22 protein-coding genes are annotated in these 24,909 nt (G+C 74.1%); 15 read left to right on the top strand and 7 right to left on the bottom strand.

Annotated features, from left to right (window positions below; all coding sequences use genetic code 11):
• Window positions 1-44: 44 nt before the first annotated feature.
• The 3 genes from ACFC02_RS02365 to ACFC02_RS02355 are packed head-to-tail and all read left to right on the top strand — an operon-like array spanning window position 45 to window position 2,987.
• A complete protein-coding gene (locus ACFC02_RS02365; RefSeq protein WP_376350987.1) occupies window positions 45-1,625 on the top strand; it encodes a 4-coumarate--CoA ligase family protein in 1,581 nt (526 codons plus the stop codon).
• Window positions 1,622-2,368 (top strand): enoyl-CoA hydratase family protein, encoded by a 747-nt coding sequence (locus ACFC02_RS02360; protein WP_376350985.1) that lies wholly within the window; start codon window positions 1,622-1,624, stop codon window positions 2,366-2,368. Before ACFC02_RS02365 ends, ACFC02_RS02360 begins: the two co-directional genes overlap by 4 nt.
• Before the next feature lie 19 nt (window positions 2,369-2,387).
• Window positions 2,388-2,987 carry a TetR/AcrR family transcriptional regulator gene (locus ACFC02_RS02355; RefSeq protein ID WP_376350983.1) on the top strand — a complete coding sequence of 200 codons (600 nt, stop codon included), beginning with the start codon at window positions 2,388-2,390 and terminating at the stop codon, window positions 2,985-2,987.
• Between the two features lie 43 nt (window positions 2,988-3,030).
• On the opposite strand, the gene ACFC02_RS02350 is transcribed toward ACFC02_RS02355, so the two are convergent.
• The gene (locus ACFC02_RS02350) at window positions 3,031-4,131 is read right to left on the bottom strand and encodes a citrate synthase 2 (RefSeq protein ID WP_376350980.1); all 1,101 of its coding nucleotides are present in this window, start codon (window positions 4,129-4,131) and stop codon (window positions 3,031-3,033) included.
• A 289-nt stretch (window positions 4,132-4,420) separates the two neighbouring features.
• Here ACFC02_RS02350 and pdxH point away from each other — a divergent pair, with 289 nt between their 5' ends.
• From pdxH to ACFC02_RS02320, 6 genes are all read left to right on the top strand, one after another.
• The gene (pdxH, locus tag ACFC02_RS02345) at window positions 4,421-5,098 is read left to right on the top strand and encodes a pyridoxamine 5'-phosphate oxidase (protein WP_376350977.1); all 678 of its coding nucleotides are present in this window, start codon (window positions 4,421-4,423) and stop codon (window positions 5,096-5,098) included.
• 277 nt (window positions 5,099-5,375) lie between these two features.
• Window positions 5,376-6,131, top strand: a complete 756-nt coding sequence (locus ACFC02_RS02340) for an SIS domain-containing protein (RefSeq protein WP_376350974.1) — start codon at window positions 5,376-5,378, stop codon at window positions 6,129-6,131.
• A gap of 83 nt (window positions 6,132-6,214) precedes the next feature.
• Entirely contained in the window at window positions 6,215-6,676 is a 462-nt protein-coding gene (locus ACFC02_RS02335; protein ID WP_376350972.1) for a GNAT family N-acetyltransferase, read from the top strand.
• A gap of 181 nt (window positions 6,677-6,857) precedes the next feature.
• On the top strand, window positions 6,858-8,318 hold the full coding sequence (locus ACFC02_RS02330) for a PAS domain-containing protein (RefSeq protein ID WP_376350969.1): 1,461 nt from the start codon (window positions 6,858-6,860) through the stop codon (window positions 8,316-8,318).
• Window positions 8,319-8,763: 445 nt separating this feature from the next.
• Window positions 8,764-9,456 (top strand): metal-dependent transcriptional regulator, encoded by a 693-nt coding sequence (locus tag ACFC02_RS02325; RefSeq protein WP_360967081.1) that lies wholly within the window; start codon window positions 8,764-8,766, stop codon window positions 9,454-9,456.
• Window positions 9,457-9,867: 411 nt separating this feature from the next.
• Entirely contained in the window at window positions 9,868-10,821 is a 954-nt protein-coding gene (locus ACFC02_RS02320; RefSeq protein ID WP_376350965.1) for an alpha/beta fold hydrolase, read from the top strand.
• A gap of 200 nt (window positions 10,822-11,021) precedes the next feature.
• Here the strand turns inward: ACFC02_RS02320 and ACFC02_RS02315 are convergent, their stop codons facing one another.
• From ACFC02_RS02315 to ACFC02_RS02305, 3 genes are all read right to left on the bottom strand, one after another.
• Window positions 11,022-12,644, bottom strand: coding sequence for a transporter (locus tag ACFC02_RS02315; RefSeq protein ID WP_376351226.1), 1,623 nt, complete (start codon window positions 12,642-12,644; stop codon window positions 11,022-11,024).
• Window positions 12,645-12,730: 86 nt separating this feature from the next.
• Complete coding sequence (locus ACFC02_RS02310) at window positions 12,731-13,507, bottom strand: ABC transporter ATP-binding protein (protein ID WP_360967072.1); 777 nt, start codon at window positions 13,505-13,507, stop codon at window positions 12,731-12,733.
• Window positions 13,508-13,608: 101 nt separating this feature from the next.
• Complete coding sequence (locus tag ACFC02_RS02305) at window positions 13,609-14,274, bottom strand: bifunctional DNA primase/polymerase (protein WP_376350963.1); 666 nt, start codon at window positions 14,272-14,274, stop codon at window positions 13,609-13,611.
• 461 nt (window positions 14,275-14,735) lie between these two features.
• On the opposite strand from ACFC02_RS02305, the gene ACFC02_RS02300 reads away from it, so the two are divergent.
• Both ACFC02_RS02300 and ACFC02_RS02295 read left to right on the top strand, forming a co-directional pair.
• Complete coding sequence (locus tag ACFC02_RS02300; protein WP_376350960.1) at window positions 14,736-16,121, top strand: transcriptional regulator; 1,386 nt, start codon at window positions 14,736-14,738, stop codon at window positions 16,119-16,121.
• Window positions 16,122-16,279: 158 nt separating this feature from the next.
• Window positions 16,280-18,151: a hypothetical protein gene (locus ACFC02_RS02295; protein WP_376350957.1), complete on the top strand. Its 1,872-nt coding sequence runs from the start codon at window positions 16,280-16,282 to the stop codon at window positions 18,149-18,151.
• 165 nt (window positions 18,152-18,316) lie between these two features.
• Here the strand turns inward: ACFC02_RS02295 and ACFC02_RS02290 are convergent, their stop codons facing one another.
• The gene (locus ACFC02_RS02290) at window positions 18,317-19,630 is read right to left on the bottom strand and encodes an ABC transporter substrate-binding protein (protein WP_376350955.1); all 1,314 of its coding nucleotides are present in this window, start codon (window positions 19,628-19,630) and stop codon (window positions 18,317-18,319) included.
• Window positions 19,631-19,746: 116 nt separating this feature from the next.
• Here ACFC02_RS02290 and ACFC02_RS02285 point away from each other — a divergent pair, with 116 nt between their 5' ends.
• Both ACFC02_RS02285 and purU read left to right on the top strand, forming a co-directional pair.
• Window positions 19,747-20,247, top strand: a complete 501-nt coding sequence (locus ACFC02_RS02285; RefSeq protein WP_376350952.1) for a hypothetical protein — start codon at window positions 19,747-19,749, stop codon at window positions 20,245-20,247.
• Between the two features lie 107 nt (window positions 20,248-20,354).
• Window positions 20,355-21,239 (top strand): formyltetrahydrofolate deformylase, encoded by an 885-nt coding sequence (gene purU, locus ACFC02_RS02280; RefSeq protein ID WP_376350949.1) that lies wholly within the window; start codon window positions 20,355-20,357, stop codon window positions 21,237-21,239.
• A 111-nt stretch (window positions 21,240-21,350) separates the two neighbouring features.
• Here the strand turns inward: purU and ACFC02_RS02275 are convergent, their stop codons facing one another.
• Window positions 21,351-22,700, bottom strand: coding sequence for a zf-HC2 domain-containing protein (locus tag ACFC02_RS02275; protein ID WP_376350946.1), 1,350 nt, complete (start codon window positions 22,698-22,700; stop codon window positions 21,351-21,353).
• Window positions 22,697-23,278, bottom strand: a complete 582-nt coding sequence (locus ACFC02_RS02270; protein ID WP_376350943.1) for a sigma-70 family RNA polymerase sigma factor — start codon at window positions 23,276-23,278, stop codon at window positions 22,697-22,699. Before ACFC02_RS02270 ends, ACFC02_RS02275 begins: the two co-directional genes overlap by 4 nt.
• Window positions 23,279-23,645: 367 nt before the next feature.
• Between ACFC02_RS02270 and ACFC02_RS02265 the strand changes: the two genes are divergently transcribed.
• Window positions 23,646-24,023: an STAS domain-containing protein gene (locus ACFC02_RS02265; protein ID WP_376350940.1), complete on the top strand. Its 378-nt coding sequence runs from the start codon at window positions 23,646-23,648 to the stop codon at window positions 24,021-24,023.
• A 169-nt stretch (window positions 24,024-24,192) separates the two neighbouring features.
• The gene (locus ACFC02_RS02260) at window positions 24,193-24,705 is read left to right on the top strand and encodes an EF-hand domain-containing protein (RefSeq protein ID WP_360967049.1); all 513 of its coding nucleotides are present in this window, start codon (window positions 24,193-24,195) and stop codon (window positions 24,703-24,705) included.
• Window positions 24,706-24,909 lie beyond the last annotated feature (204 nt).

The raw sequence follows: 24,909 nt of genomic DNA, 5'->3' as shown, positions 1-24,909 counted from the left end.
CACCGAGCCGCGACGACCCCGCGCCGGCGGGGCGAGGAGGAACCGTGTTCCGCAGCGAGTACGCAGACGTTCCCCCCGTTGAACTGCCCATCCACGACGCCGTGCTGGGGCACGCCGCCGACTTCGGCGACACGCCCGCCCTGGTCGACGGCACGGACGGCACCACCCTCACGTACGCGCAGGTGGACCGGCTCCACCGGCGGGTCGCCGCCGCGCTCGCCGAGGCCGGCGTGCGCAAGGGCGACGTCCTCGCCCTGCACAGCCCGAACACGATCGCCTTCCCGCTCGCCTTCTACGCGGCCACGCGCGCGGGTGCCACGGTCACCACCGTGCACCCGCTCGCCACACCCGAGGAGTTCGCCGGGCAACTGAGGGATTCGGCGGCCCGCTGGGTCGTCACCGTCTCACCCCTGCTCGGCACGGCCCGCCGGGCCGCCGAACTCGCGGGCGGTGTCCGGGAGATCCTGGTCTGCGACAGCGTGCCGGGACACCGTTCGCTGCTCGACATGACGGCCTCCACCGCACCCGAACCGGCCGTCGCCGTCGACCCCGTGGCGGACGTCGCCGTACTGCCGTACTCCTCGGGCACCACCGGCACCCCCAAGGGCGTCATGCTCACCCACCGGCAGATCGCCACCAACCTCACCCAGCTCGAACCGGCGATCTCCGTCGGCCCCGGCGACCGCGTCCTCGCCGTCCTGCCGTTCTTCCACATCTACGGGCTCACCGCCCTGATGAACGCGCCGCTGCGCAACGGTGCCACCGTCGTCGTCCTGCCCCGCTTCGAGCTGGACACCTTCCTCGCCGCAGTCCAGGACCACCGCATCGGCATCCTGTACGTCGCCCCGCCGATCGTGCTCGCCCTCGCCAAGCACCCGGTGGTCGACCGGTACGACCTGTCGTCGCTGAAGTACGTCATCAGCGCGGCGGCGCCCCTGGACGCGGACCTGGCGCGGGCCTGCTCCCGGCGCCTGGGCCTGCCGCCGGTCGGCCAGGCCTACGGCATGACGGAACTGTCCCCCGGCACCCACGTCGTCCCGCCCGCCGCCCTGCACGACGCGCCCCCCGGCACCGTCGGCAAGCTCATCGCGGGCACCGAGATGCGGATCGTCTCCCTCGACGGCACCGGCACGGACGCCGGCGAGGATCTCGGCCCCGGCGAGGCGGGCGAGATCCTCATCCGCGGCCCCCAGGTCATGAAGGGCTACCTGGGGCGCCCCGACGCCACCGCCGCCCTGATCGACGCCGACGGCTGGCTGCACACCGGGGACGTCGGACACGTGGACGGCGACGGCTGGCTGTTCGTCGTCGACCGGGTCAAGGAACTGATCAAGTACAAGGGTTTCCAGGTGGCCCCCGCCGAGCTGGAGGCCCTGCTGCTCACCCACCCGGACATCGCGGACGCCGCCGTCATCGGCGCGCGCGACGGCGACGGCAACGAGGTACCGCACGCCCACGTGGTGCGCCGGCCGTCCGCGAGCGGCCTCGCCGAAGGGGAGGTCATGGCGTACGTCGCCGAGCGCGTCGCCCCCTACAAGCGCGTCCGTCGCGTCACCTTCATCGACACCGTGCCGCGGGCCGCCTCCGGCAAGATCCTGCGGCGACAGCTCAGGGAACACCCATGACCACCGACGCCCCCCTCATCGGCCGCACCCGCGCGCGCGGCATCGAGACCCTCAGCCTCGACTCCCCGGACACCCGCAACGCCCTGTCCGCGGCCCTCGTCGCCGAACTCGCCGACGCGCTCGCCGACTGCGGTGAGGACCCCGGCGTACGCGCCGTCGTCCTCACCCACACCGGAACCACCTTCTGCGCCGGCGCCGACCTGCGCGACCCTCCCCGCCCGGACGCCCTGGTCGCCCTGTTGCGCCGGCTCGTCGAACTGCCCAAACCGGTGCTCGCCCGGATCAGCGGGCACGTGCGCGCGGGCGGCCTCGGACTGCTCGCGGCCTGTGACATCTCGGCCGCCGCCACCACGGCCACCTTCGCCTTCACCGAGGTACGCATCGGCGTCGCGCCCGCCGTGATCTCGCTGACGGTGCTGCCGCGCGCCGATCCGCGCGCCCTGGCCCGCCACTACCTCACCGGCGAACGCTTCGACGCGGCCGAGGCGGTGCGGACCGGCCTGCTCACGGCGGCGGGCGACGACGTGGACGCCGTACTGGAACCCGTCCTGGACGGCCTGCGCAGATCCTCGCCGCAGGCCCTGGCCGAGACGAAACGGCTGCTCACGGCTAAGGTGCTGGAGACCTTCGACCGGGACGCGGCCGGCCTGACCGCGCTCTCGGCCCGGCTGTTCGCCTCCGCCCAGGCCAGGGAGGGGATGACGGCCTTCCTCGAACGACGGGACGCCGCATGGGTGCTGTGAGACGGGCGGTGAGCACGCCATGGGCGTGACCGCGGCGGACCGCGCACCCAAACAGGACCGCAGCCGGGCCACCCGGCAACGGCTCCTCCAGGCGGCCGTCGCGTGCCTCGCCGAACGCGGCTGGGCCGGCTCCACGGTCTCCGTCGTCGCCGAACGCGCCGGTGTCTCCCGCGGCGCGGCCCAGCACCACTTCCCCACCCGCGAGGACCTGTTCACCGCCGCCGTCGAGTACGTCGCCGAGGAACGCTCCACCGCCCTGCGCGCCCTCTTCCCCGAGGGCGCGCAGGGCGACCGGCGCGCGGTCGTGCACGCCCTCGTCGACCTCTACACCGGCCCCCTCTTCCGCGCCGCCCTCCACCTGTGGGTCGCCGCCTCCAACGAGGACCAGCTCGGCGGGCGCGTCACCGAACTGGAGGCCCGCGTCGGCCGCGAGACCCACCGCATCGCCGTGGACCTGCTCGGCGCCGACGAGAGCCGCCCCGGCACCCGCGAGACCGTGCAGGGCTTCCTGGACATGGCCCGCGGCCTCGGCCTGGCAAACCTCCTCACCGACGACGCGGCCCGCCGCGACCGCGTCGTCGCCCAGTGGGCGGTCGTCCTCGACGAGGCGCTCGGCTGAGGGGCGGGGACGGCCGCGTCACCTCTGGGTGCGCGACGGCGTCTCAGTGCGCGATGGCGTCGTACCCCGTCACCTCGCGCGGGCTGCGCGGGCCGGGACCGACGTAGCGGGCGGAGGGGCGCACCAGGCGGCCGGTCCGCTTCTGCTCCAGGATGTGCGCCGACCAGCCCGCCGTACGGGCGCACGTGAACATCGACGTGAACATGTGCGCCGGCACCTCGGCGAAGTCCAGCATGATCGCCGCCCAGAACTCCACGTTGGTGGCCAGCACCCGGTCCGGGCGGCGGTTGTGCAGCTCCTCCAGCGCGGCCTTCTCCAGCGCCTCGGCGACCTCGTAGCGCGGCGCGCCCAGCTCCCGGGCGGTGCGGCGCAGCACCCGCGCGCGCGGGTCCTCGGCCCGGTACACCCGGTGGCCGAAGCCCATCAGCCGCTCACCGCGGTCCAGCGCGCGCTTCACATACCCGGCCGCGTCCCCGGTCCGCTCGATCTCCTCGATCATCCCGAGCACCCGGGACGGGGCGCCGCCGTGCAGCGGGCCGGACATCGCGCCCACCGCGCCCGACAGGGCGGCGGCCACGTCGGCGCCGGTGGAGGCGATGACGCGGGCGGTGAACGTGGAGGCGTTCATGCCGTGCTCGGCGGCGGAGGACCAGTAGGCGTCCACGGCCGCCACGTGCCGCGGGTCGGGCTCGCCCCGCCAGCGGATCATGAAGCGTTCGGTGATGGAGGCCGCCTTGTCGATCTCGCTCTGCGGCACCATCGGCAGGCCCTGCCCGCGCGCCGACTGGGCGACGTACGACAGCGCCATGACGGCCGCCCGCGCCAGGTCCTCACGGGCCTGCTCGGCGTCGATGTCCAGCAGCGGTTTCAGACCCCACACCGGCGCGAGCATGGCCAGCGCCGACTGCACGTCCACCCGGATGTCACCCGAGTGCACCGGGATGGGGAACGGCTCGGCGGGCGGCAGGCCGGGGTTGAAGGCGCCGTCGACGAGCAGCCCCCACACGTTGCCGAAGGAGACGTGACCGACGAGGTCCTCGATGTCGACGCCCCGGTACCGCAGGGCGCCGCCCTCCTTGTCGGGTTCGGCGATCTCCGTCTCGAACGCGACGACTCCCTCGAGTCCGGGTACGAAGTCGGACATCAGGCGGCTCCTCGTGGTCTGTGCGACAGATGGTGCGACGGAGACGACGACCAGGTGTCGGAGGTCGGAAGTGGGGCGCCGTACGGATCCGCGGTCGCGCAGGTGATGACTCGCGGTCCGAGGGCGGTCATCCCTGTCATGCCCCGTGCGGTCCGCGGTCACCCCACCGGGTCGGCAACAGCACGATATCCCTGAGTGCCACCTTTGGGGAGAGTGTGCGGCACTCAGTGCCACTCAGTGACGAAGGACACTTCGCCGGTGCCGGTCACCCATACGGCAAGATGACCGCGTGACCGACCGAGAAGCCGGAGAAACCGCGCCGTTCGACCTCGCCTCCATGCGCAAGCACTACCGCGCCGAGGGCCTGACCGAGGCCGGCCTGGCCGACACGCCCGTGGCGCAGTTCGCCCGCTGGTTCCAGCAGGCCGCGGCCGAAGGGCACCTCTTCGAGCCCAACGCCATGATCGTCTCCACGGCGGACGCCGAGGGCCGCCCCAGCTCCCGCACGGTCCTGCTCAAGGGCTTCGACGAACAGGGCTTCGTCTTCTACACCAACTACGACTCCCGCAAGGCCCGCGACCTCGCCGCCAACCCCTACGTCTCCCTGCTGTTCCCCTGGCACCCCATGGCCCGGCAGGTCATCGTCCAGGGCATCGCCCGCCGCACCGGCCGCGACGAGACCGCCGCCTACTTCCGCACCCGCCCGCACGGCTCCCAGCTCGGTGCCTGGGCCAGCGCCCAGTCCACGGTCATCGCCACCCGCGGCGCCCTCGACGCCTCCTACGCCGAACTGGCCGACCGCTACCCGGAAGGTGAACAGGTCCCCGTCCCGCCCCACTGGGGCGGCTTCCGCGTCGCCCCGCAGACAGTCGAGTTCTGGCAGGGCCGCGAGAACCGCCTCCACGACCGCCTGCGCTACGTGGCCGAGGCGGACGGCGGGTGGCGCGTGGAGCGGCTGAGCCCCTGATGCCGGGGTCGTGAGCCCTGAGCCCCCGGCCCCTGAGCCCTGGCCCTGAGCCCTGAGTTCTGAGTTCTGAGGTCCTGGGCCCTTGAGACCCGGGCCCCTGAGCGCTGCGGCGTGCGTCTTCGGGCGGCTGTGTTCCTGGACTCCTGAGCGGCCGATCCGCCACGCCCCGGGGCCCGGTGGGCCCGCGACGCGCGCGGCGGTGCCGTATTGACACGGCTGTGGTTTAGACCTCACCGTGATCCGCGACACGCAGCCACCCCGAAGGGACGGACCTCGCATGAGCGACCGCACGCTGGCCGGCCAGTACTTCGACGCCGCCATCGGCCTCCTCCAGCGGGTCCGCGACGAGGAGGCCGACGCCATCGCGGCCGCCGGAGGCCTCCTCGCCGACACGGTGGCCGCCGGCGGACGCCTGTTCGCCTTCGGAGCCGGCCACTCCTCCCTCGCCGCCCAGGACCTCGTCTACCGCGCCGGCGGTCTCGCCCTGGTCAACCTGCTGACCGTGCCCGGCGCCGTCGGCGTCGACGTCGTGCCCGCCACGCTCGGCTCCGCCCTCGAACGCGTCGACGGCCTCGCCGCCGCCGTCCTCGACACCTCGCCGCTGCGCGCGGGCGACACCCTGGTCGTCGTCTCGCTGTCCGGCCGCAACGCCCTCCCCGTCGAGATGGCGATGAACGCCCGCGCGCGCGGCGTGCGTGTCATCGGCGTCACCTCGGTCGCCTACGCCACCGAGACCAGCTCACGGCACGCCTCCGGCACCTTCCTGAAGGACCACTGCGACCTCGTCCTCGACTCCAAGATCGCCGTCGGCGACGCCGAACTCACCCTCGACACCGTCCCGGCACCCTTCGCCCCGGCCTCCACCGTCGTCACCTCCGCCCTCCTCCAGGCGGTCGTCGCCACCGCCGCCGGTGTCCTCGCCGACCGCGGCATCGAACCCCCGCTGCTGCGCTCCGGCAACGTCGACGGCGGCCACGAATGGAACGGACGGATCTTCGAGCGGTACGCGGACCGCATCTTCTACCGGCGCTGAGCACGGTGGCCCGCGCCGTCAGGCCGGCGGCGCCGGGGCCGAATGCGGTTGACCGCGCGCGGGAGGTACGGTTCGCTGCCCCCGTGCCCGATGTTGATCTCCGTATCGAACCCGTGTCCGGTGAAAGCACGCTTCGTGACTGGCGGCACGTCCACAACGTGATCGTGCCGCCCGCCGCCATGACCCTCGACGAGGTACGCGGGCGAGCGGGCTGCAACCGCCTGGAGAACGCCTACCGCGGCGACACCCTCGTGGGCTGCTCCACCGTGCGCCCGCCCACGGGCGACGACGCCGTCGCCACCGTCATCGCGCGCGTGCTCCCCGCCCACCGGCGCACCGGCATCGGCACCGCGCTCTACGAGAACGGCCTGGCACACGCGCGCGTGCTCGGCGCCCGGAGCATCGAGACCGTCGTCCTGGCGGCCGACGAGGACGGCGTGCGCTTCGCCGCCGCCCACGGCTTCACCGAGACCGAACGGTACGTGCTGCCCGGCGAGACCGACGAATGGCTGACCCTGCGGCTGACGGCCGCCCCGACGCCGTAGCCGCGGACGCCGCGCACAGAGGTCCCGGACGATTCCCGGACGCCTCCCGAACATCTCCGCGTACAACGATTCCTCCCAATCTTGGGGAACTCGATGTGTGCTGCATCACGTTCAAGTTGAATGATGGCCAGTGAGTGAACCGACGCGCCGTACGTGCGGACGCAGCCTGCAGGGGGTTCAGGTGAGTGCTTCCCGGCGTAGAGGAACCACCGACGAGCTGGGGCCGGACGAGCCCGAGCGCCGCCGGGACGGTCCCGGGGGACAGCACGTCCCCGACGGGCCCGACGGCTCCGACCTGCTCGCCGCCCTGCTCGACGGCATGGACGCGGCCCTGTGCGCCTTCGACGCGGCCGGCGTCGTCACCCACTGGAACCGCGAGGCCGAACGCATCCTCGGCTGGAGCGCCGCCGAAGCCGTCGGACGGCACGGCTTCGCCGGATGGGCCGTGCGCAGCGCGGACGCCGAGGAGGTCGAACGGCGGCTCATGGCCGCCATGCACGCCCCCGGACGGCAGGTCCACGAGTTCGCCCTGGTCACCAAGGACGGCGGGCGCGTCCTGGTGCGCACCCAGTCCGCCGCCGTCCGCGGACCCGACGGCACGCCCGCGGGCCTGTACTGCGCCTTCAGCGAGGTGCACGCGCAGATCGACCTGGAACGGTCCATCGCGCTGAGCGAGGCCCTCTTCGAGGACGCCTCCTGGGGCGTCGTCCTCATCGACGCCGACCTGCGCCCCGCCATCGTCAACGCGCACGCCGCCCACGCCCTCGGCACCGGCCGCACCGCCCCCCTCGGCCGCCCCCTGGGCGAACTCCTCTCCCAGGGCGTGGAGGAACTGGAGGGCGTACTCACCCACGTCCTGGCCGAGGGCGCACCGCCCGCGCCCGCCGAGATCTGGGTGGGCGTGCGCACCCCCGAGGGCGAGCGGCGGCGCTGCTGGCGCAGCGGCTTCGTACGGCTCGCCTCACCCCTCGCCGAGGAGCCCGTCCCCCTCGGCGTCGCCTGGCTCTTCGTCGACGTCACCGACTCCCGGCACACCGAGCAGGAGGCCTCCCTGCTGCGGTTCCGCACCAACCAGCTGCACCGCGCCGCCCGCGCCGCCGCCGAGTGCGACGACCCCCTGGAAGCCGCCACCGTCCACCTCGACTTCGCCCTCGCCGGCTTCGCCGACCACGCCCTGGTCGACCGGGTGCGGCCCCCCTCGGGCACCGGGGCGGGCACCCCGCCCGACGACGGCCCCGCGGCACCGGTACGCCTGGTCCGCGCCGCCGCCACCCCCACCACCGGCCAGGGCCCCAGCCTGCCCACCGGCGGCCCCGGCCTCCCCGTCCGCTACGCCGCCGGGCACCCTGCCCTGCAGTGCGTCGAACGGAACGGTTCGGTACGGGCCACCGTCGGACCCGCGCCGGCCGACCAGGCACGCGAATGGGCCCTGGCCCGGCAGTGGCCGGCGGACACCGTGCACGCCCTGTGCGCGGTACTGCGCAGCCGGGGCCGCACCCTGGGCGTCGTCACCTTCCTGCGCACCGCCGGCCGCGCCCCCTTCGAACGCACCGACGCGGCCCACGCCGAGGACGTCGCCGTACGCATCGCGACCGCCCTGGACCTGGCGGCACTGCTGGAGCCCGGGCGCCCGGGGAGGTGACGGGGCAGGCCACGCATTCGGTCCGGATGAAAAAACAGTTGAGCGGCGGCCGCGCGGTTCCTAGTGTGGGGCTCACACCGAAAGGAGGTGATCCGGAGAATGTATGAATCCCGGACGCGTGAGGTGGCTGCGGGCTAGCGGCCCGTCACCACATCCAGTGCGGTGCCGGACCAGCACGTGAGACGCGTGTGCGGCCGGCCCAATCCCAAGCAGTCACCCGACCCGCGAGCTGCCGGTACGTCCGGCCGGCTTCTCCGCCGTCAGGCGGAGGGACCCAGCTCGCGGGTCGTCTGCGTCCGCAAGGAACGCTGCGCCCGCCCGTGCCCGGCCCGGCGTTCGCGCGGAGCGCTCCGGTTGTCAGTGGTATGCGTCAGAATTGAGTCCAGGGCCAGCGCACGCGCCGCGGAGTCGCAGGGCTTCCGGCAGAGGTAATCGAGGGGCACGTATGTCCGGACTGATCGACACCACGGAGATGTATCTCCGCACCATCCTCGAGCTGGAGGAGGAAGGCGTCGTCCCCATGCGCGCCCGGATCGCGGAGCGCCTGGACCAGAGTGGGCCGACGGTGAGCCAGACGGTCGCGCGGATGGAGCGCGACGGCCTGGTCTCGGTGGCCGCGGACCGGCACCTGGAGCTGACGGACGAGGGCCGCAGGCTGGCCACGCGCGTGATGCGCAAGCACCGGCTGGCGGAGTGTCTGCTGGTCGACGTGATCGGCCTGGAGTGGGAGCAGGTGCACGCCGAGGCGTGCCGCTGGGAGCACGTGATGAGCGAGGCGGTGGAGCGGCGGGTGCTGGAGCTGCTGCGGCACCCGACCGAGTCGCCGTACGGCAACCCCATCCCGGGCCTGGAGGAGCTGGGCGAGAAGGACGGCGCGGACCCGTTCCTGGACGCGGGGCTGGTGTCGCTGGCCGAGCTGGACCCGGGGGCCGACGGGAAGACGGTCGTGGTGCGCCGGATCGGCGAGCCGATCCAGACGGACGCGCAGCTGATGTACACGCTGCGCCGGGCGGGTGTGCAGCCCGGTTCGGTGGTGAGCGTGACGGAGTCGGCGGGCGGGGTGCTGGTGGGCAGTGGCGGTGAGGCGGCGGAGCTGGAGGCGGAGGTCGCCTCGCACGTCTTCGTCGCCAAGCGCTGATCCGGTGGCGGACCCGGGGCGGCCGCCCGGTGGCTTGCGCCGCCGGTCTCCGGAGGCATATGACGCTCAGGGGTGGGGGAGGATGTGCCGCAGACAGGGGTAGGGCCCCGGCGCCGTGTGGCGCCGGGGCCTGTCCTCCCCTGTACGACCCGGAGCCCCGAGCTCTCAGGGTCGTCCCCCTCGGACCGCTTTTCCCCGAGTGGTCCGCCTCCCGTTGAAGATCTCCCCTCGGCGGCGGCGATCATTCCTTGTGGGGGGTCACTCGAACGAGGGGAGTTCGTGGCGCAAGCGGCTTTTTCGAATGAGCATTCGATAATCTGGCCAGCGGAACCGGCGGGTGGAACCGCGGCTTCCGGGAGCCGGGACAGAGCTGGGTCAGGGCTGGGTCAGAGGTAGGGGGTGCCGGACCACATGGCGCGACGCATCGATGTGACCGGGGCGGGCGGCGTACGGCTGGCCGCCTGGGAGTTCGCCGAACCCCCCAAGGGCCCGCCGTTCGTACCGGCCCAGAACGGGGCGCACCGGCACGACGTGCCGCAGCGACTGCCGGGGCCGCCCGATCCGAACGGTCCCGCGCAGGTCGCCCCGGCCGGGCGGAGCGGCGGGGTGCTCTTGCTCCACGGACTGATGGGCCGGGCCTCGCACTGGGCGCCGACGGCCCGCTGGCTCGCCGAGCGGCACCGGGCCGTCGCCCTCGACCAGCGGGGCCACGGCCAGAGCGAGAAGCCCCCGCCGGGCGCCCACACCCGCCAGGCCTACGTCGAGGACGCCGCGGCGGCCGTGGAGCAGCTCGGTCTCGGACCCGTCGTCCTCGTCGGTCACGCGATGGGGGCACTGACGGCCTGGCAGCTCGCCGCCCAGCGCCCCGACCTGGTGCGCGGGCTGGTCGTCTGCGACATGCGGGCCTCCGCGCTCGGCGCCTCCTCCCAGCGAGAGTGGGAGGACTGGTTCAAGACCTGGCCGACGCCCTTCGCCACGCTCGCCGACGTCCGCAAGTGGTTCGGCGAGGACGACCCGTGGGTGGAACGGCCGAATCCGGCCCGGGGCGCCTTCTACGCCGAGATCATGCACGAGTGCGCGGACGGCTGGCGTCCCGTGTTCGAGCCCGAACACATGCTCGCCTCCAGGGAGACGTGGGTCTACGACGCGCACTGGGAGGAGCTGGCCCAGGTGCGGTGCCCGGCCCTCGTCGTGCGCGGCCTCGACGGTGAGCTCGGCCGCGCCGAGGCGCAGGAGATGGTCCGTGTCCTGCCGCGCGGCGAGTACGCGGAGGTCGCCGACGCCGGCCACCTCATCCACTACGACCAGCCCGATGCCTGGCGGGCGGCCGTCATGCCCTTCCTGGAGGCGGTCCTCACCCCATGAGCGCGACACCCTCCGCGGTTCCCTTCGTGCCGTCGGCCGTCCAGGAGGAGTTCCTGAGGGCCTTCCACGCCGAGCACCCGGCGGTCACGGGCAACGCCCGCCACCCGGCCGCGCCCGCCCAGGTGCCTCGCGTCAGGGGGCGGACAAGCCCCGCATCAGACCCCTCAGGCGCGCGATGTCTGTCAGGCGAGCGAGCCGTCTCAGCCCTTGCTCACCGCGGTGAGGATTTCCGGGAGGTGGGTCGCGGTGCGGGGGGCGGAGAGGCGTAGGCCCAGGAGGGTGATCGTGGCGCCGTAGGCCGCGCCCACGGGCAGCAGGAGCCAGCCGAGGCCTTCGCCGGTCGTGCTGACGTTCGTCCAGATGGCCAGGGCGATGACGGGGGCGCACAACAGGGCCGCCCCGAGCATGCCGCCGAAGATGGCGATCCAGGCCAGGCCGGCCTGCCCGGGGGCGACGTTCTTGTAGCCCTCCTGCGGGATGGAGTACGGGAAATGCGCCGACGCCCACGCGCCCGTCGCCAGCATCGCGCCGAGCAGCGCGAGGGAGAGGCCGAGCACCTCGGGCAGCTGTGCCCAGTCGCCGACCAGCGCCGCCGTCAGCACGGTGACGAGGACGGCGTAGGGCAGGGTGACGGCCAGGAGGGCCAGGGCCCGGCCGCGCAGTTCCAGGTAGGCGTCGTGTGGGGAGGAGATCGTCAGCGCGACGATCCAGAACGCGGAGGTGTCCTGGCCGAACTGGTTGTACATCTGGACGCCGAGCATGCCGGCGGCGAAGCAGGCCAGGTAGACGGAGCCGGTGCCCTGGAGGGCGTTGAAGACGGGGACGATCAGGCCGATGGCCAGCGAGGTCACCCAGGACGCCTTCGTCTTCGGGTCGCGCAGGACGTAGCGCAGCGAGCGTTCCATCACGGTGCCGGTGCGGCCGGCCGGGAGCAGTCGGGGACGGCTGCCGTCGCGGGAGCGTTTGCGGGCGGTGGCGTCGGAGGCCTGGACGGTGGAGGAGTCGGGGGAGGTCATCAGCCGGGTCAGGCTGCGGGACCACAGGCCCAGCAGCGCGGCCAGCGCGACGGCGGTCAGGGCGAGCTGCGCCACGGCGACCGCGTACGAGCCCTCGCTCGCCGAGTTGATCGCGTCCACGGCCGACGCGGGCGGCACCCAGCGCAGCACGGAGGTCACCGGGTCGAGCTTGCCGAGCCCCGAGGACCCCAGGTGCTGCGCGCCGAAGTTGACCAGCTGGGCCCCGACCGCGACGACGAGTCCGCTGAGCACGGCCAGGTCGCGGCCCTTGCGGCTGGACAGCAGCCGCGTGTTGGCGGCGGCCACGGCCCGGGCGAGCGCCACGCACACCAGCAGCGCCAGGGCGACGCCGAGGACGGCGACGGCGTACGCCGCCGCGCCGTGCGCCACCGAGATCGCGCAGCCCACCAGCAGCAGTGCCGTGAACAGCGGTCCGATGCCGACCAGCGAGGCCGCGAGCAGTGCCCGCACGAGCGGCTGCGGACGCAGCGGCAGCATCACGAGGCGGGTCGGGTCCAGGGTCTCGTCGCCGCTGGGGAAGAACAGGGGCATCACCGCCCAGCCGAGGGCGAGCACGGCCGCGCTCGGCACGGCCACGGAGACGGCGTGCGCGTGGCCGCGCAGGAACGCGAACCCGAGCAGTTGGAAGGCGGCGAAGAGCAGCGCGAACACGGCCGAGGTGAGGTAGGCGGCGCGTCGGCCGCCGGACTGGCGCAGCCCGTTGCGCAGCAGGGACAGTTTCAACCGCACCAGAACGGGCGTGATGCCCTCCGGTGCGCGCCCCGCGTTCATCGCGTCCGCGTTCATCGGGTCCGTGCTCAGGGGGTTCGCGCTCCTGAGGTCTGCGCTCACGGGGTCCGGGCTCATCGGGTCCGCGTCCTTCGGGTCCGTGCTCATCGGGTGCCGCCGCCGAGCCAGTCGAGGTCGGAGCCGGCGTCGCGGCCCTGGGCGCCGACGAGTTCGAGGAAGGCCTGCTGGAGGGTGGGTGCCTCGCCGCGCACCTCGGCGAGCGGGCCCTGGGCGCGGATCCGGCCCGCGGCGAGTACGGCCACCCAGTCGCACAGGGACTCGACCAGTTCCATGACGTGCGAGGAGAACACGACAGTCGCGCCGGAGGCGGTGTACCGCTCCAGGACGCCCCGGATGGTCTGCGCGGACACCGGGTCGACGCCCTCGAACGGCTCGTCCAGGAAGAGCACTTCGGGGTTGTGCAGGAGCGCCGCGGCGAGTCCGATCTTCTTGCGCATGCCGGTCGAGTAGTCGACGACCAGCTTGTGCTGGGCGCCGGCCAGGTCGAGCACGTCGAGCAGCTGCGTAGCCCGGCGCTCCACCTCGGCGGCGGGCAGGCCGCGCAACCGGCCGGAGTACGAGAGCAGTTCGCGGCCCGACAGCCGTTCGAAGAGCCGCAGGCCCTCGGGCAGGACGCCGATCCGGGCCTTCACGGCGACCGGGTCGCGCCACACGTCGTGCCCGACGACCTCGACGCTGCCGGCGTCGGGCCGCAGCAGCCCGGTCACCATGGAGAGCGTGGTGGTCTTCCCCGCTCCGTTCGGCCCGACCAGCCCGATGAACCTGCCGGCCGGCAGTTCCAGATCGATCCCGGCCACGGCGACCTGTTGCCCGAACCGCTTCCACAGTCCCTGGATCCGTACGGCGCTGGTGTCCACCACTGCTGTGCTCCCTCCGTCAGGAAGAACCCTACGGGGGAGTGGCCGGGGCGCCCACGGGCGCCGTTGTACCGTGCCGTTCCGCCAAGTGCCCTCTTATGCGGCTATTTGTCCCTGCCGCACGCGTACGCCAGTGCCGACACCAGTTCCTCGGCGTCCGGCAGCCACCGGTTGGCGGCGGTGGGACGGCAGGCCCACTGCACGGCTCCCCGCGAGCCGTACCGGGTGGGAGGTGCGGCGATGTACGCGCCCTCACCGAGCGCGGCCAGGTCGAGGGAGCCCGGCGACCAGCCCAGCTTGCGCACGAGGTCGGGGAGTTTCGCGCACGCGCCGGGCAGTACGAGGAACTGCATCCGGCGCTCGGGGGTGAGGGTGACCGGTCCGAGGGTCAGCTCCCTCCGCTCCAGCCGGGCCAGCGCGAGGAACCCGGCGGTCTCGGGGACGCAGAGCGCGTCGAAGGAGCGGCCGGTGGGCAGCAGGATGGAGGCGGCCGGCTGCTTCTGCCACATCCTGCGCGCCACGGTGGCGCTGCCGGTGGCCTGGGTCGTCCAGTCGTCGCGCGCGGGGTGTGCGCCGGGCGCGGCACAGGCGGGGTCGGCGCAGGAGCAGCGCTGGGTGCCGTCGACGACTTCCAGCCAGGTGCCGGGGAACACGTCCCAGTGGCGCTCCTCGGCGTAGCGAACGGCGGTCTCCAGCAGCGAGTCTCCGCGCTGCTTGGGGATCTGGCCGGCAATCTGTGCGGCTTCGGTGCCCGGGATCGTCTCTTCCACGTTCCTCTCAACTTCCGTGCCCACCTGGAGTTACGGGCGGATGGCACCGGTCCGTGACGGGCCCGCGCGCGGGGAGGGGCACCCGGTCGGCGCCCGGGGCGCACGGGTGCATCCGCGGGGGCGCGCGGGAGGGGCACCGGGGGGTGCTGGGTAGGGCTGTGGGGGGACGTCCGCGTGGGTGCGGAAGGGCGTGGAGGCCTAGGGGGACGGGCTGTTGGAGGCCTGTGGAGGGAGGGCCGCAGGGGGAGGCCACGAGGGGGGATCCGCTGCACTTTCCGTTCCGGTACTCCGGCAATCTTCGCATGTCCCGCATTTTCGTCATGTCCGTGGGGCATTGATCTTCACGAACGGACAACTCCGCCGGAACACGGCGGGATCCGGTCGCGCAAGACACGTCAAAGTCGGTGCGTGGGCAGGGCACCGCAGCCACGCGAGCCGCCAGGAAGCAGGGGGTTTACGCCATGGCCGCCAGGCCTCTCGTCGCGCGGCAGCCGAACGAACGGCTGCAGGCGCTCATTCAGGAAGCGGGCTGTTCCAACGCCGGGCTGGCCCGCCGGGTCAACATGTGCGGCGTCGAGCACGGCCTCGACCTGCGGTACGACAAGACGTCCGTGGCGCGCTGGCTGCGCGGGCAGCAGCCGCGCGGGCGCGCCCCGGCGGTCATCGCCGAGGCGCTGGGCCGCAAACTGGGCCGTACGGTCACGATCGACGAGATCGGCATGGCCAACGGCAAGAACCTCGCCTCGGGCGTGGGCCTCCAGTTCTCGCCGACGGTCCTGGGGGCCATCGAGCAGGTCTGCGAGCTGTGGCGCAGTGACGTGGGCCGCCGGGACTTCCTGTCCGGTTCCTCGGTCGCCGCCTCGGCGCTGGTGGAGCCCAGCCGCGACTGGCTGATCACCGCGCCGGACGGGCAGGTCGCGCGCTCGGCCGGCCCGCGCGTGGGGCAGTGCGACGTGGCGGCCGTACGGGCCATGACGCGGGCGCTGGTCGACCTGGACCACAGCTACGGCAGTGGACACGTGCGCCCGGTGGTCGTGCACTACCTCAACAGCGTCGTCTCCGGGCTGCTGGCCGGGTCGTACCGGGAGGCGGTGGGCCGGGATCTCTTCGCCGCCGTGGCGCGGCTGACGGAACTGGCCGGCTACATGGCCGTGGACACCGGGCAACCGGGGCTCGCCCAGCGCTACTACATCCAGGCGCTGCGGCTGGCCCAGGCGGCCGGGGACCGCGGGTACGGCGGCTATGTGCTGGCCGCCTCCATGAGCCACCTCGCCGCCCAGCTCGGGAACCCGCGGGAGATCGCCCAGTTGGCGCGCGCGGCGCAGGAGGGGGCGCGCGGTCGTGTGACCCCGCGCGCGGAGGCGATGTTCCACGCGGCGGAGGCGCGCGGGCACGCGCTGCTGGCGGACGCGCGGGCGGCCCAGGTGTCGTGCGGGCGCGCGGTCGCCGCGCTGGAGCGGGCCGAGCCGGACACCGGGGACGACCCGGCCTGGATCGCGCACTTCGACGAGGCCTACCTCGCCGACGAGTTGGCGCACTGCCACCGCGATCTGGGGCAGGCGGAGGCGGCGGCGCGCCACGCGGAGCAGGCGCTGAGCGGGCATCCGGCCTCGCGGGCCAGGCGCCGCGCCATCGGGTACGTGCTCCTCGCCACGGCGCAGGTGCAGCAGCGGGAGGTCGAGCAGGCCTGCAACACCGGTCTGAAGGCGGTGGAGTTGCTGGAGACGCTGCGGTCCAACCGGGGTGCGGAGTACCTGGAGGACTTCCAGCAGCGCCTCGATCCGTACCGGGACGAGGCGGTGGTACGGGAGTTCGGCGCCCGGCTGGAGGTGCAGATGGCGGCGTGAGAGCGGCGCCGTGACCCATATAACAGCGTGCCGACCGCGGGTTTTGTTACTGGGGAGGCGGGGAAGGAGGTCGAGCCCTGTGCTGCGTAGCACCGGGCTCGGGGGACCCGGTAGCGTGAGCCGACGATTCCGCAAGTCCCCCATTCGTAGGAGTCCCGGTGACGCAGAGTGGACAGGGCGAGGAGCCCTCGGCGCGGCCCGCGCGCGAAGGCATCGTGCTGCCTTCCGACGGTGGGCAGCCCCTGCTGCCGGGCACGACGGGCGGACCGGGCGGACCGGGCGGACTGGCACCCGCGCAGCCCCCGGGGCAGGGCCCGGCCCAGGCTCCGGCCGGCGGCCAGTCCTGGGGCCAGCCGTGGGGCCCGGAGGCGGGGCAGGCGCCGCCGCAGCAGTCCGGGCAGGGCTGGCCGACGCCGCCCGCCCAGCACTGGGACTCCACCCAGCCCCACCCGCAGACTCCACCGGCCCAGTGGGACGCCCACGGCCAGACCGGCGGCCCCGGCGGGCACACCGGCGCGGGCCCGCTTCCCCCGGAGGGCGCCCCAGCGCCGGCCCACGGCACGCACGGCGGCGGCGCCCAGCCGCCGTACCAGCAGAACCAGGGGTTCCCGGGGGCGGACCAAGGGTTCCAGCAGCACCAGCCACACCAGCAGCACCAGCCGTATCAAGGTGCTCCCGGGCAGGCGGCGCCCCTGCCTCCGGCGGGTCCGGCCACCCCGTACGGCACTCCGCAGGCCCCCGGCGCCCCGCAGCACGGCGTCCCGCTGCCGCCCGCCGGTCCGGCCCCCTACGGCCTGCCGGCCGGGCAGGGCGGCGGCCCCGGCGCGCCCGGCGACGAGGGCGCGACCCAGTTCCTGCCCCCGGTCGCCCCCGCCCCGGTGAACGAGGGCGCCACCCAGTACCTGCCGCCCGTGGCCGCCGCACCGGCGGACGAGGGCGCGACGCAGTTCATACCGCCGGTCACAGCGGGCGCCATGCCCCCGGCGGCCGGCGACCCGTCGACCCGGTTCCTCGGGCACGTACCGCCAGACGGCGGCACGCCGGCGCCCGGCGCGCCCGGCACCGGCCCGGACGCCGAGGCCACCCAGTTCATTGCCCCGGTGGACGCCCGGACCGGCGGGGCGGCGCCCTACGGCGCGGTGCCCGGCGCCGAGGGCGGCCGGCAGACCCCGGCCGAGTTCGACAACCTCTTCCGCGACGGCGCGGGCGGCGGCGCCCCGGCCACGCAGCACCTCCCGCGTTTCCAGCAGCCGCACGACGGCAGGCCGGGTCCCGGCGCCCGCCCCGGGCCGGGCGTCCCGTCCGGTCAGTACGGTCAGCCCGGTCCTGGCGGCCCGGGCGGGACGCCGTACGCCGGGCAGGCGGAGGGCGGCGGGGACGGCGGCGGCCGGCGGACCCGGTCGCGGGTGCCGTTGATCGCGGCCGTCGGAGCCGGCATCGTCGTGCTCGGCGTCGGCGCCGGTGCGCTGCTCAGCGGTGGCGGCGGTGACAGCGGCGGGCACACCGACAAGACCGCCGGCGTCTCCGCGACCGCTCCCGCCACCGACGGTTCCGCCTCGGCCCCCGCCCCGGACCCGGCCCGGCAGCAGGCCGTCGCGCTGGACAAGCTGCTGGCCGACAGCGGCAGCAGCCGCGCCTCCGTGATCAAGGCGGTGGCCGACGTCAAGGGGTGCGACAACCTCGGCCAGGCCGCCGCCGACCTGCGCGGCGCTGCCAAGCAGCGGGGTTCGCTGGTGACGCGGCTGGGGTCGCTGCCCGTGGACAAGCTGCCCGACCACGCGGCGCTGACCAGCGCGCTCACCAGCGCCTGGAAGGCGTCCCAGTCGGCCGACCAGCACTACGCGGCCTGGGCCGACCAGGCGCACGGCAAGAAGGGGTGCGACAAGGGCCACGCCCGTAACACCAGCCACGCCCAGGCCGGCAACCGCCAGAGCGGGGTGGCCAGCGCGCAGAAGAACAAGGCCGCGCGGCTGTGGAACGCCATCGCGAAGAAGTACGGCCTGACGGAACGCCAGCCGACCCAGCTCTGAGCCCGGACCGAGGCGGTTCCGTCCCTGCCGCGATGCTCCCCGCGCCGCGATGCTCCCCGCGCCGCGGTGCACCCCGCGCCCCAGTGCACCCCGTGCCCCGGTTCGGCCCGTGGCGGGGGCTCCCGTCCGTGGCAGGGACTCAGGGGCTCCGGCCCGTGCCGCGGCTCACTCCGTGTCGGCGGCCTGGAGCGACGCCGTCACGTCGACGAAGCCGTGGGTGGCCGACACCAGGCGGCCCTGGCGGACGACCTGGAGCGTCACGTCGGCGTTGGCCAGGCGGGCGAAGCCGGTGGAGGCGAAGGGGCCCGACAGGGGCCACCGCAGCCGCGGGGTCAGGCCGCCCGTTTCGACGGCCAGACCGGAGTCGAGGGTGCGCCGTACGGTGTCGGCGTTCACCGGCCCGGAGCCGATCTTCTCCAGGACGGCCCGCAGGACGGTGTAGGCGATCCACGTGGTCTGCACCCCGGCGTCCGTGGGATCCACGCGGTTGTCGCCGAAGGCCTGCTCGTTGATCACCTTCTTCATCGCGTCCCAGCGCGGATCGTCCGCCACCGGGTACCAGCCGGTGATGGACGCCCCTTCGTACGGCCCCGACCGCCCGCCGCTCGCGTCGATCACGGTCTGGTCGACGCTGCCGAGCACGGCGGCGGTGCGCACCGCCGGGTACTTCTGCCGGGCCCGGCGGAAGGAGTCCATGAAGATGTTGGTGCGCTCCCCCAGGGCCGGGATCACGCAGCCCTTCTTCCCCGGTACCGAGGCCGCCCGTGCCAGTGCCGTGGCCGCCTGCCCGGTGTACGCGGTGGCGTCGTCGGCGGCGAGCAGGTCGTGGGCCGGGGCGTGGCCGCCGGCCTCGAGCCCCGCGTCGAGCAGGCCGGGCAGTTCGTCGCCCGCGATGCTGTCGGGCCGCACGAGGGCGACCGGGCCGCAGCGCGCGGCGAGTTCCCGGCCGAGTCCGGCCAGCAGGGCGGGCTGCCCGCCGTTGACGGGGTAGGACAGGGCACGGGTGAACTCGGCGGTGGTGACGCCGTATCCGCCGATGTAGGGGATGCCGGCGCTCTCCAGCGGAGGGAAGAAGGAGTCGCTGTACTGGCTGTACGAGCCGACGACGGCGGCGACGCCCTCCTTGACGGCGAGCCGGGCGCACTTCGCCGCGGCCACGCTGTCGTTGCTCTCGTTGCAGGTCACGACCTTGAGCTTGTGCCCGGCGATGCCGCCCGCCGCGTTGACCCAGCGGGCGTAGGCGCGGGCCAGGGCGGGCATGCCGGGCTTGTTGGTCGCCGGGGTGGCATCCGGCGCCCAGGTCATCACGGTGACGGTGTCGTTCCCGGAGCCCCCCGTGGCACCGGGAACGACACCGCATCCGGCGGACAGCGACGCGCACGCCGCCAGCGCGCCCGCGGTCAGCAGGCGCCTTCCTCTTCCGGCGGCCCGTGCGGGGGCGGGGAGGAGTGCGGTGCGCCTGTGTCGCCTGCCGGTCATGTTCCGCACGATTCCGGCACATCGCCAACCCCGGAGTGACTCGTGGTCGACAATGGGTGACGTACGGGTGAATTGCGGGGGGCGGCGGGGACGCCGGTAAGGAGAACGTACGATCGATGACCGTGCAAGGTTCGGAGAACTCTTCCCGTCGCGGCCGTCGCTCCTCCACCATGGGCGGCATGCCACTCAACGACATGCCGTGGTGGCGCTGGCGCAGCAATGTGCGCTCCGCGCTGCACATGCTCTCCGACCCGGTGTTCCAGCGGGACGTCTGGCTGGCGGGGGTCGAGGGGTACGGCGACGTGACCGACGCCGTCTACCGCCTGGTCGAGGACACCTGGCTGGACAACTGGTCCGCCGAGAAGTACGTCGGCACCATCTTCCGGGACTCGCAGGAGGCGGCACTCGTCGACACGGCCGTGCTGCGGGTGCTGCGGATCATGCACCAGGTAGGTCCGGACGCCCCGGTGGCCGCGTACCTCGACCACCACGGCTGGCCCGAGGCGGTGCGGGCGGCGCGCGACGCGCACCTGCGCCTGGCGGCCGGCGACGGCGACGACCCGCAGGCCGCGCCGCGCAGCCTGGAGGCGCTGCGCCTCATGACCCACGCCGCGTAGGGGAGCGGCGTCCGCGCGTCGCGCGGCCGTCCCGCCGTGCCGTCGCGCCCGTCCCGTCCTGCGGACGGGCGTCCGCGGCGGGCCGCCCGTGTGGGAACCTGTCCTGCATGACTGAGCAGTCCCCCCGATCCGAGGCGGCCCCGGCCGACCAGTACGTCCTGACTCTTTCCTGCCCGGACAAAAAGGGCATCGTGCACGCCGTGTCGAGCTATCTGTTCATGACCGGCTGCAACATCGTGGACAGCCAGCAGTTCGGCGACCAGGACACGGGACTGTTCTTCATGCGCGTCCACTTCTCCGCCGAGTCCCCGGTGACCGTGGACAAGCTGCGCGCCAGCTTCGCCGCGGTCGGCGACTCCTTCGGCATGGACTGGCAGCTCCACCGGGCCGAGACGAAGATGCGGATCGTCCTGATGGTCAGCAAGTACGGGCACTGCCTGAACGACCTGCTCTTCCGCGCGCGGATCGGCGCGCTGCCGGTGGACATCGCGGCGGTGGTGTCCAACCACACGGACTTCGCCGAGCTGGTGGGCTCGTACAACGTCCCGTTCCACCACCTCCCGGTGACCCGGGACACCAAGGCCGAGGCCGAGGCGCGGCTGCTGGAGATCGTGCGCGAGGAGAACGTCGAACTGGTCGTCCTCGCCCGCTACATGCAGGTCCTCTCCGACGACCTGTGCAAGCAGCTCAGCGGCCGGATCATCAACATCCACCACTCCTTCCTGCCGAGCTTCAAGGGCGCCAAGCCGTACCACCAGGCGCACGCCCGGGGCGTGAAGCTGATCGGCGCGACGGCGCACTACGTCACCGCCGACCTGGACGAGGGCCCGATCATCGAGCAGGAGGTCGAGCGGGTCGGCCACGGCGTCGACCCGGACCAGCTCGTCGCGATCGGCCGGGACGTGGAGTGCCAGGCCCTCGCCCGCGCGGTGAAGTGGCACGCCGAGCACCGCATCCTGCTGAACGGCCGGCGCACGGTGGTCTTCGCCTGACCAGCGCTGTGCCCGGACAGGGTCGCCGGCGTCGCGTGCCGGTGAACGTTCCCGGTCGCGGCACCGGCACCCGACGTCGGGGCAGCCGCGTGCGGCCTCTCCCCCGGGGCGTCACATCCGGCTCAGGGACGCGGCCGCGTACAGCACGTCGCTGATCGCGTCGGGGTCGCCGACCCGGCCGGCCGCCGCCTCGCCCGGAGCGACGTGCCCGGCGGCCAGTCGGCAGAACTCCACCCCGTCCAGCGCCACGTGGGCCACCTGGTGCTCCGCGGAGCCCGCCGCGCCCGGCGCGTCGAGCGGGATCAGCCACTCGCCGCCGCCCCTGCCCTCGATCTCCAGCCGCAGGCTGCGCCCCGGTGCGCCCGCGGGGACGAGGTGCCGGGCGCGGGCGGGCGCCGCGAGACCCGCCCGGCGCCGCGTGGCCAGCGCGCCCGGCAGCAACCGGGCGGCGAGGTCGATCATCTCGTGCAGGTGCCGCGGGGCGGGCGGGTCGTAGGGGTAGTCCACCGCTTCCGCGATGTCCTCCGCGTGCACCCAGCACTCGAAGGCCCGGTCGAGCAGCGCGTCCCGCAGCGGCAGCGCGAAGCCGCCGTAGGGCACCGGCGGCGGCCCCCAGGCCCCGGTGGCGGCACCGGCCGCACGGGCGGCCCCCGCCATGGCGGTCGTCCCCGCCCCGCCGGCGGCCACGGCGGCGCCTGCCGCCCCGGTGGCACCGGTCGCCCCCGCGCCGGCGGACGCCCCGGCAGCCGCGGCCCCCGCCGTACGTGCTCCGCCGTCCCCTCCGGTGAGGGACACCGTCCGTACGATCGCGTGCGTCTGGTCCCGCCACGGGCCGCGTACGGAGCGGGTCGGCGGGAAGGGCGAGGCCCGCCGGCGGGCCTCGGTGCGGGCCGCGGGTGTCGGGCCGGCCGCGGGCGCCTCGCCGAGCGGGTCCTCCAGACCGAGCGAGAGGGCGACGAGCCCGTCGACGCTCAGCAGGTGCGCGATGACCCCGGCGACCGTCGTACGGCGGCTCTCCGCCTGCCCGTCCTCGAACCACCGCAGCCGCACCGGCGCGTGCCACTCCGCGTCCCCGAAGTCCTGGAGCAGCGCGTCGAGCCGCGCGGTCTCCGTGTCGTAGGGCGCCGCCCAGCCGGGCACCGGGATCTGCGCGGGGCGCCGCTCCAGGCAGGCGTCCAGGACTCGGGTGCGCAGGCCCGGGTCCAGGTCGAGGCTGTCGGGCCGGTGCAGCAGGCCGACCGCGTCGCGCAGCCGCAGCGCCTCGTCCGCGCAGTCGCCGCACCCGCCCAGGTGCTCCTCGACTGCCGTCGCCTCCTCGGCGGAGCAGGCCGCCAGCGCCCAGGCTCCGAGGAGCGACTTCAGGACGTGATGCTCCAGCACGGTCCCGTCCTTCCGCTCTGTCGGTCCTCCCCGGGCGGGCGGCGGCTGTGCACCGGCCCAGGGCGCCCGCGCGCCGCTCATGCCGCGCCCCCGTACCCGGGCGGCGCGCCGAGGCCGCCGGCGTCGTGGGCGGTGGACAGCAGTTGCAGGCCGAGGCGGAGGCGCCGGCGGGCCTCGTCCTCGCCGACCCCGAGGTCGGCGGCGGTCTGGCGGTAGTCGCGCCGCTGGAAGTAGGCCAGTTCGAGGGCGGCGCGCAGCGGGGCCGGCATGGAGTGGACGATGTAGTCGGCGCGGGCGGCCACGGAGGCGCGGCGCACCTTGCGCTCCAGTTCCTCGGGTGAGCCCGGCCCGCCGTCGGCGAGGGCGGCGGCCCCGGTGGTGCGCAGGCGCTGCACGGCGAGCCGGTGGGTGAGCGTGGCCACCCAGGAGCGCAGCGGGCCCTGCGCGGGGTCGTAGGCGCCGGGGTGCTGCCAGACGTGGACGAAGACCTCGCGGGTGACGCTGTCGGCAGCCCGTTCGTCCCCGAGTACGCGGTGGGCGAGGTTGTGCACGAGCGAGGCGAACCGGTCGTACAGCTCGCCGAGGGCGGCCGCCTCCCCGCGCGCCAGCCGCTGCTGCATCCTGCGGTCCCAGTGGGGCGGTGCGTCCTTCTTCGCCATGCGGCCCCCTTCACGCCCGGCCGTGCCGTGCGGCTGCCCCGGCCGGTTCCTGGTCCAGCGTGTCTGTCCGGTCTCCTCGAATGTAGTCGGCACGTTCACCCGCGCACGCCCCTTTATGGTGATGTGCGCCCCCTGAAGAGCCCCAGGTGGTAGAGGGGCGCACGGATAGGCGATTACCCCATCGTTTTAGATCAAGTCTGATCGAACACGATGGAAGGTGACCGAAACAAGACCTGTGGAGGATCATGGTCGTTTGCAGCACGGTGTTTGGGGGAACGGCCGCTGGGCAGCCGCGCGGAAAGAAGCGTAGGAACTGCTTCCGTTTCCGGGCGGTTCCGGGGAAGATCCGGCGAGCGGAGGGCAGGCCGTGGCGTTGAACGTGACCGGCGACGAGCAGGGCGGGTGGAGCGTCCTGCGGGTCGCGGGCGAACTGGACCTCGTGACCTCGCCGATGCTGCGCCAGCGCATCCACGAGGTGGTGGCCGACGGCCGGCACGACCTCGTGCTGGACCTCTCGGACGTCTTCTTCTGTGACTCCAGCGGCGTCGGCGTGCTCATCGCCGCCCGCCGCCTGATCCGTTCCTGCCAGGGCCGGCTGCGGCTGATCCTGCCGGCCGGCGGCGCCGTCGAGGGGTCCCACGTCAACCGCGTGCTCGGCGCGCTCGGCGTCCGCCGCCTCTTCGACGTCTACCCCGATCTCGCGGCGGCCGTCGACGAGGAACCCCAGGAACCCCTGTCGGCCTGAGCACCCACAGCCCCCGCAACCCCGCCACCCCTGCGCCCCACGGCCCTGTTCCGGCTCCCGGAATTCACCCGGTCCTGGCACAACCGTGGCTTTCCCGTCCCCGGGCGGCCGCTCGCGTCGTACGCTCCCTGCCAATTGCACCCCCACACGTGAGGCGGCCCCAGAAGACATGGTCAGCAGCGAGTACGAGCGCAGGATCGCGGCCCGGTTCGCCACCTTCGACCAGGACGGCAACGGCTACATCGACCGCGGGGACTTCAGCGTGGCGGCCAAGGCGCTGCTCACCGAGTTCCACATCGCCGCCCGCTCCGACAAGGGCCAGGCCCTCTACGCCGGTGCGGAGGCCTTCTGGCAGGGCATGGCCGGGATCGCCGACCGCGACGGCGACCAGCGCATCACCCGGCAGGAGTTCGTGACCGGCGCGGTCAAGCGGCTGCGCGACAACCCGGGCCGGTTCGCGGAGATCGCCCGCCCCTTCCTGCACGCGGCCCTGGCCGTCGCGGACGCCGACGGCGACGGCGCCGCGACCGTCGAGGACACCGTGCGGGTGCTGAGGGTGCTCGGGGTGCCCGAGGAGGTCGCGCGGGCGACCGCCGCCGCGCTCGACACCGATGCCGACGGCCGGGTGGGCGAAGAGGAGATCGTGCCCGCCTTCGCCCGCTACTTCACCGTCCCCGAGTAACGGCGGCCCGGGGCCCCGCCCCGGCCCTCCCCTCACGCGCGCCCGGTCGTACGGCCGAACCGGCGCCGCCCGCCGCGCGCGTGTGCGAGGAGCCGGGGCAACACGCCCGGCCGTGCGAGGAGTTCGGGCGGCCCGCGGCCGGCGTGTTGGCGGTGCCGCACGGGTGCGCGGGCACGCGCGCCGGGGGCGGGCCCGGTCCCGGGC

The organism is Streptomyces sp. NPDC056160 (assembly GCF_042268205.1).
In the GTDB taxonomy this organism is placed as follows: Bacteria; Actinomycetota; Actinomycetes; order Streptomycetales; family Streptomycetaceae; genus Streptomyces.
This window is presented reverse-complemented; position numbering and strand designations above follow the sequence as displayed.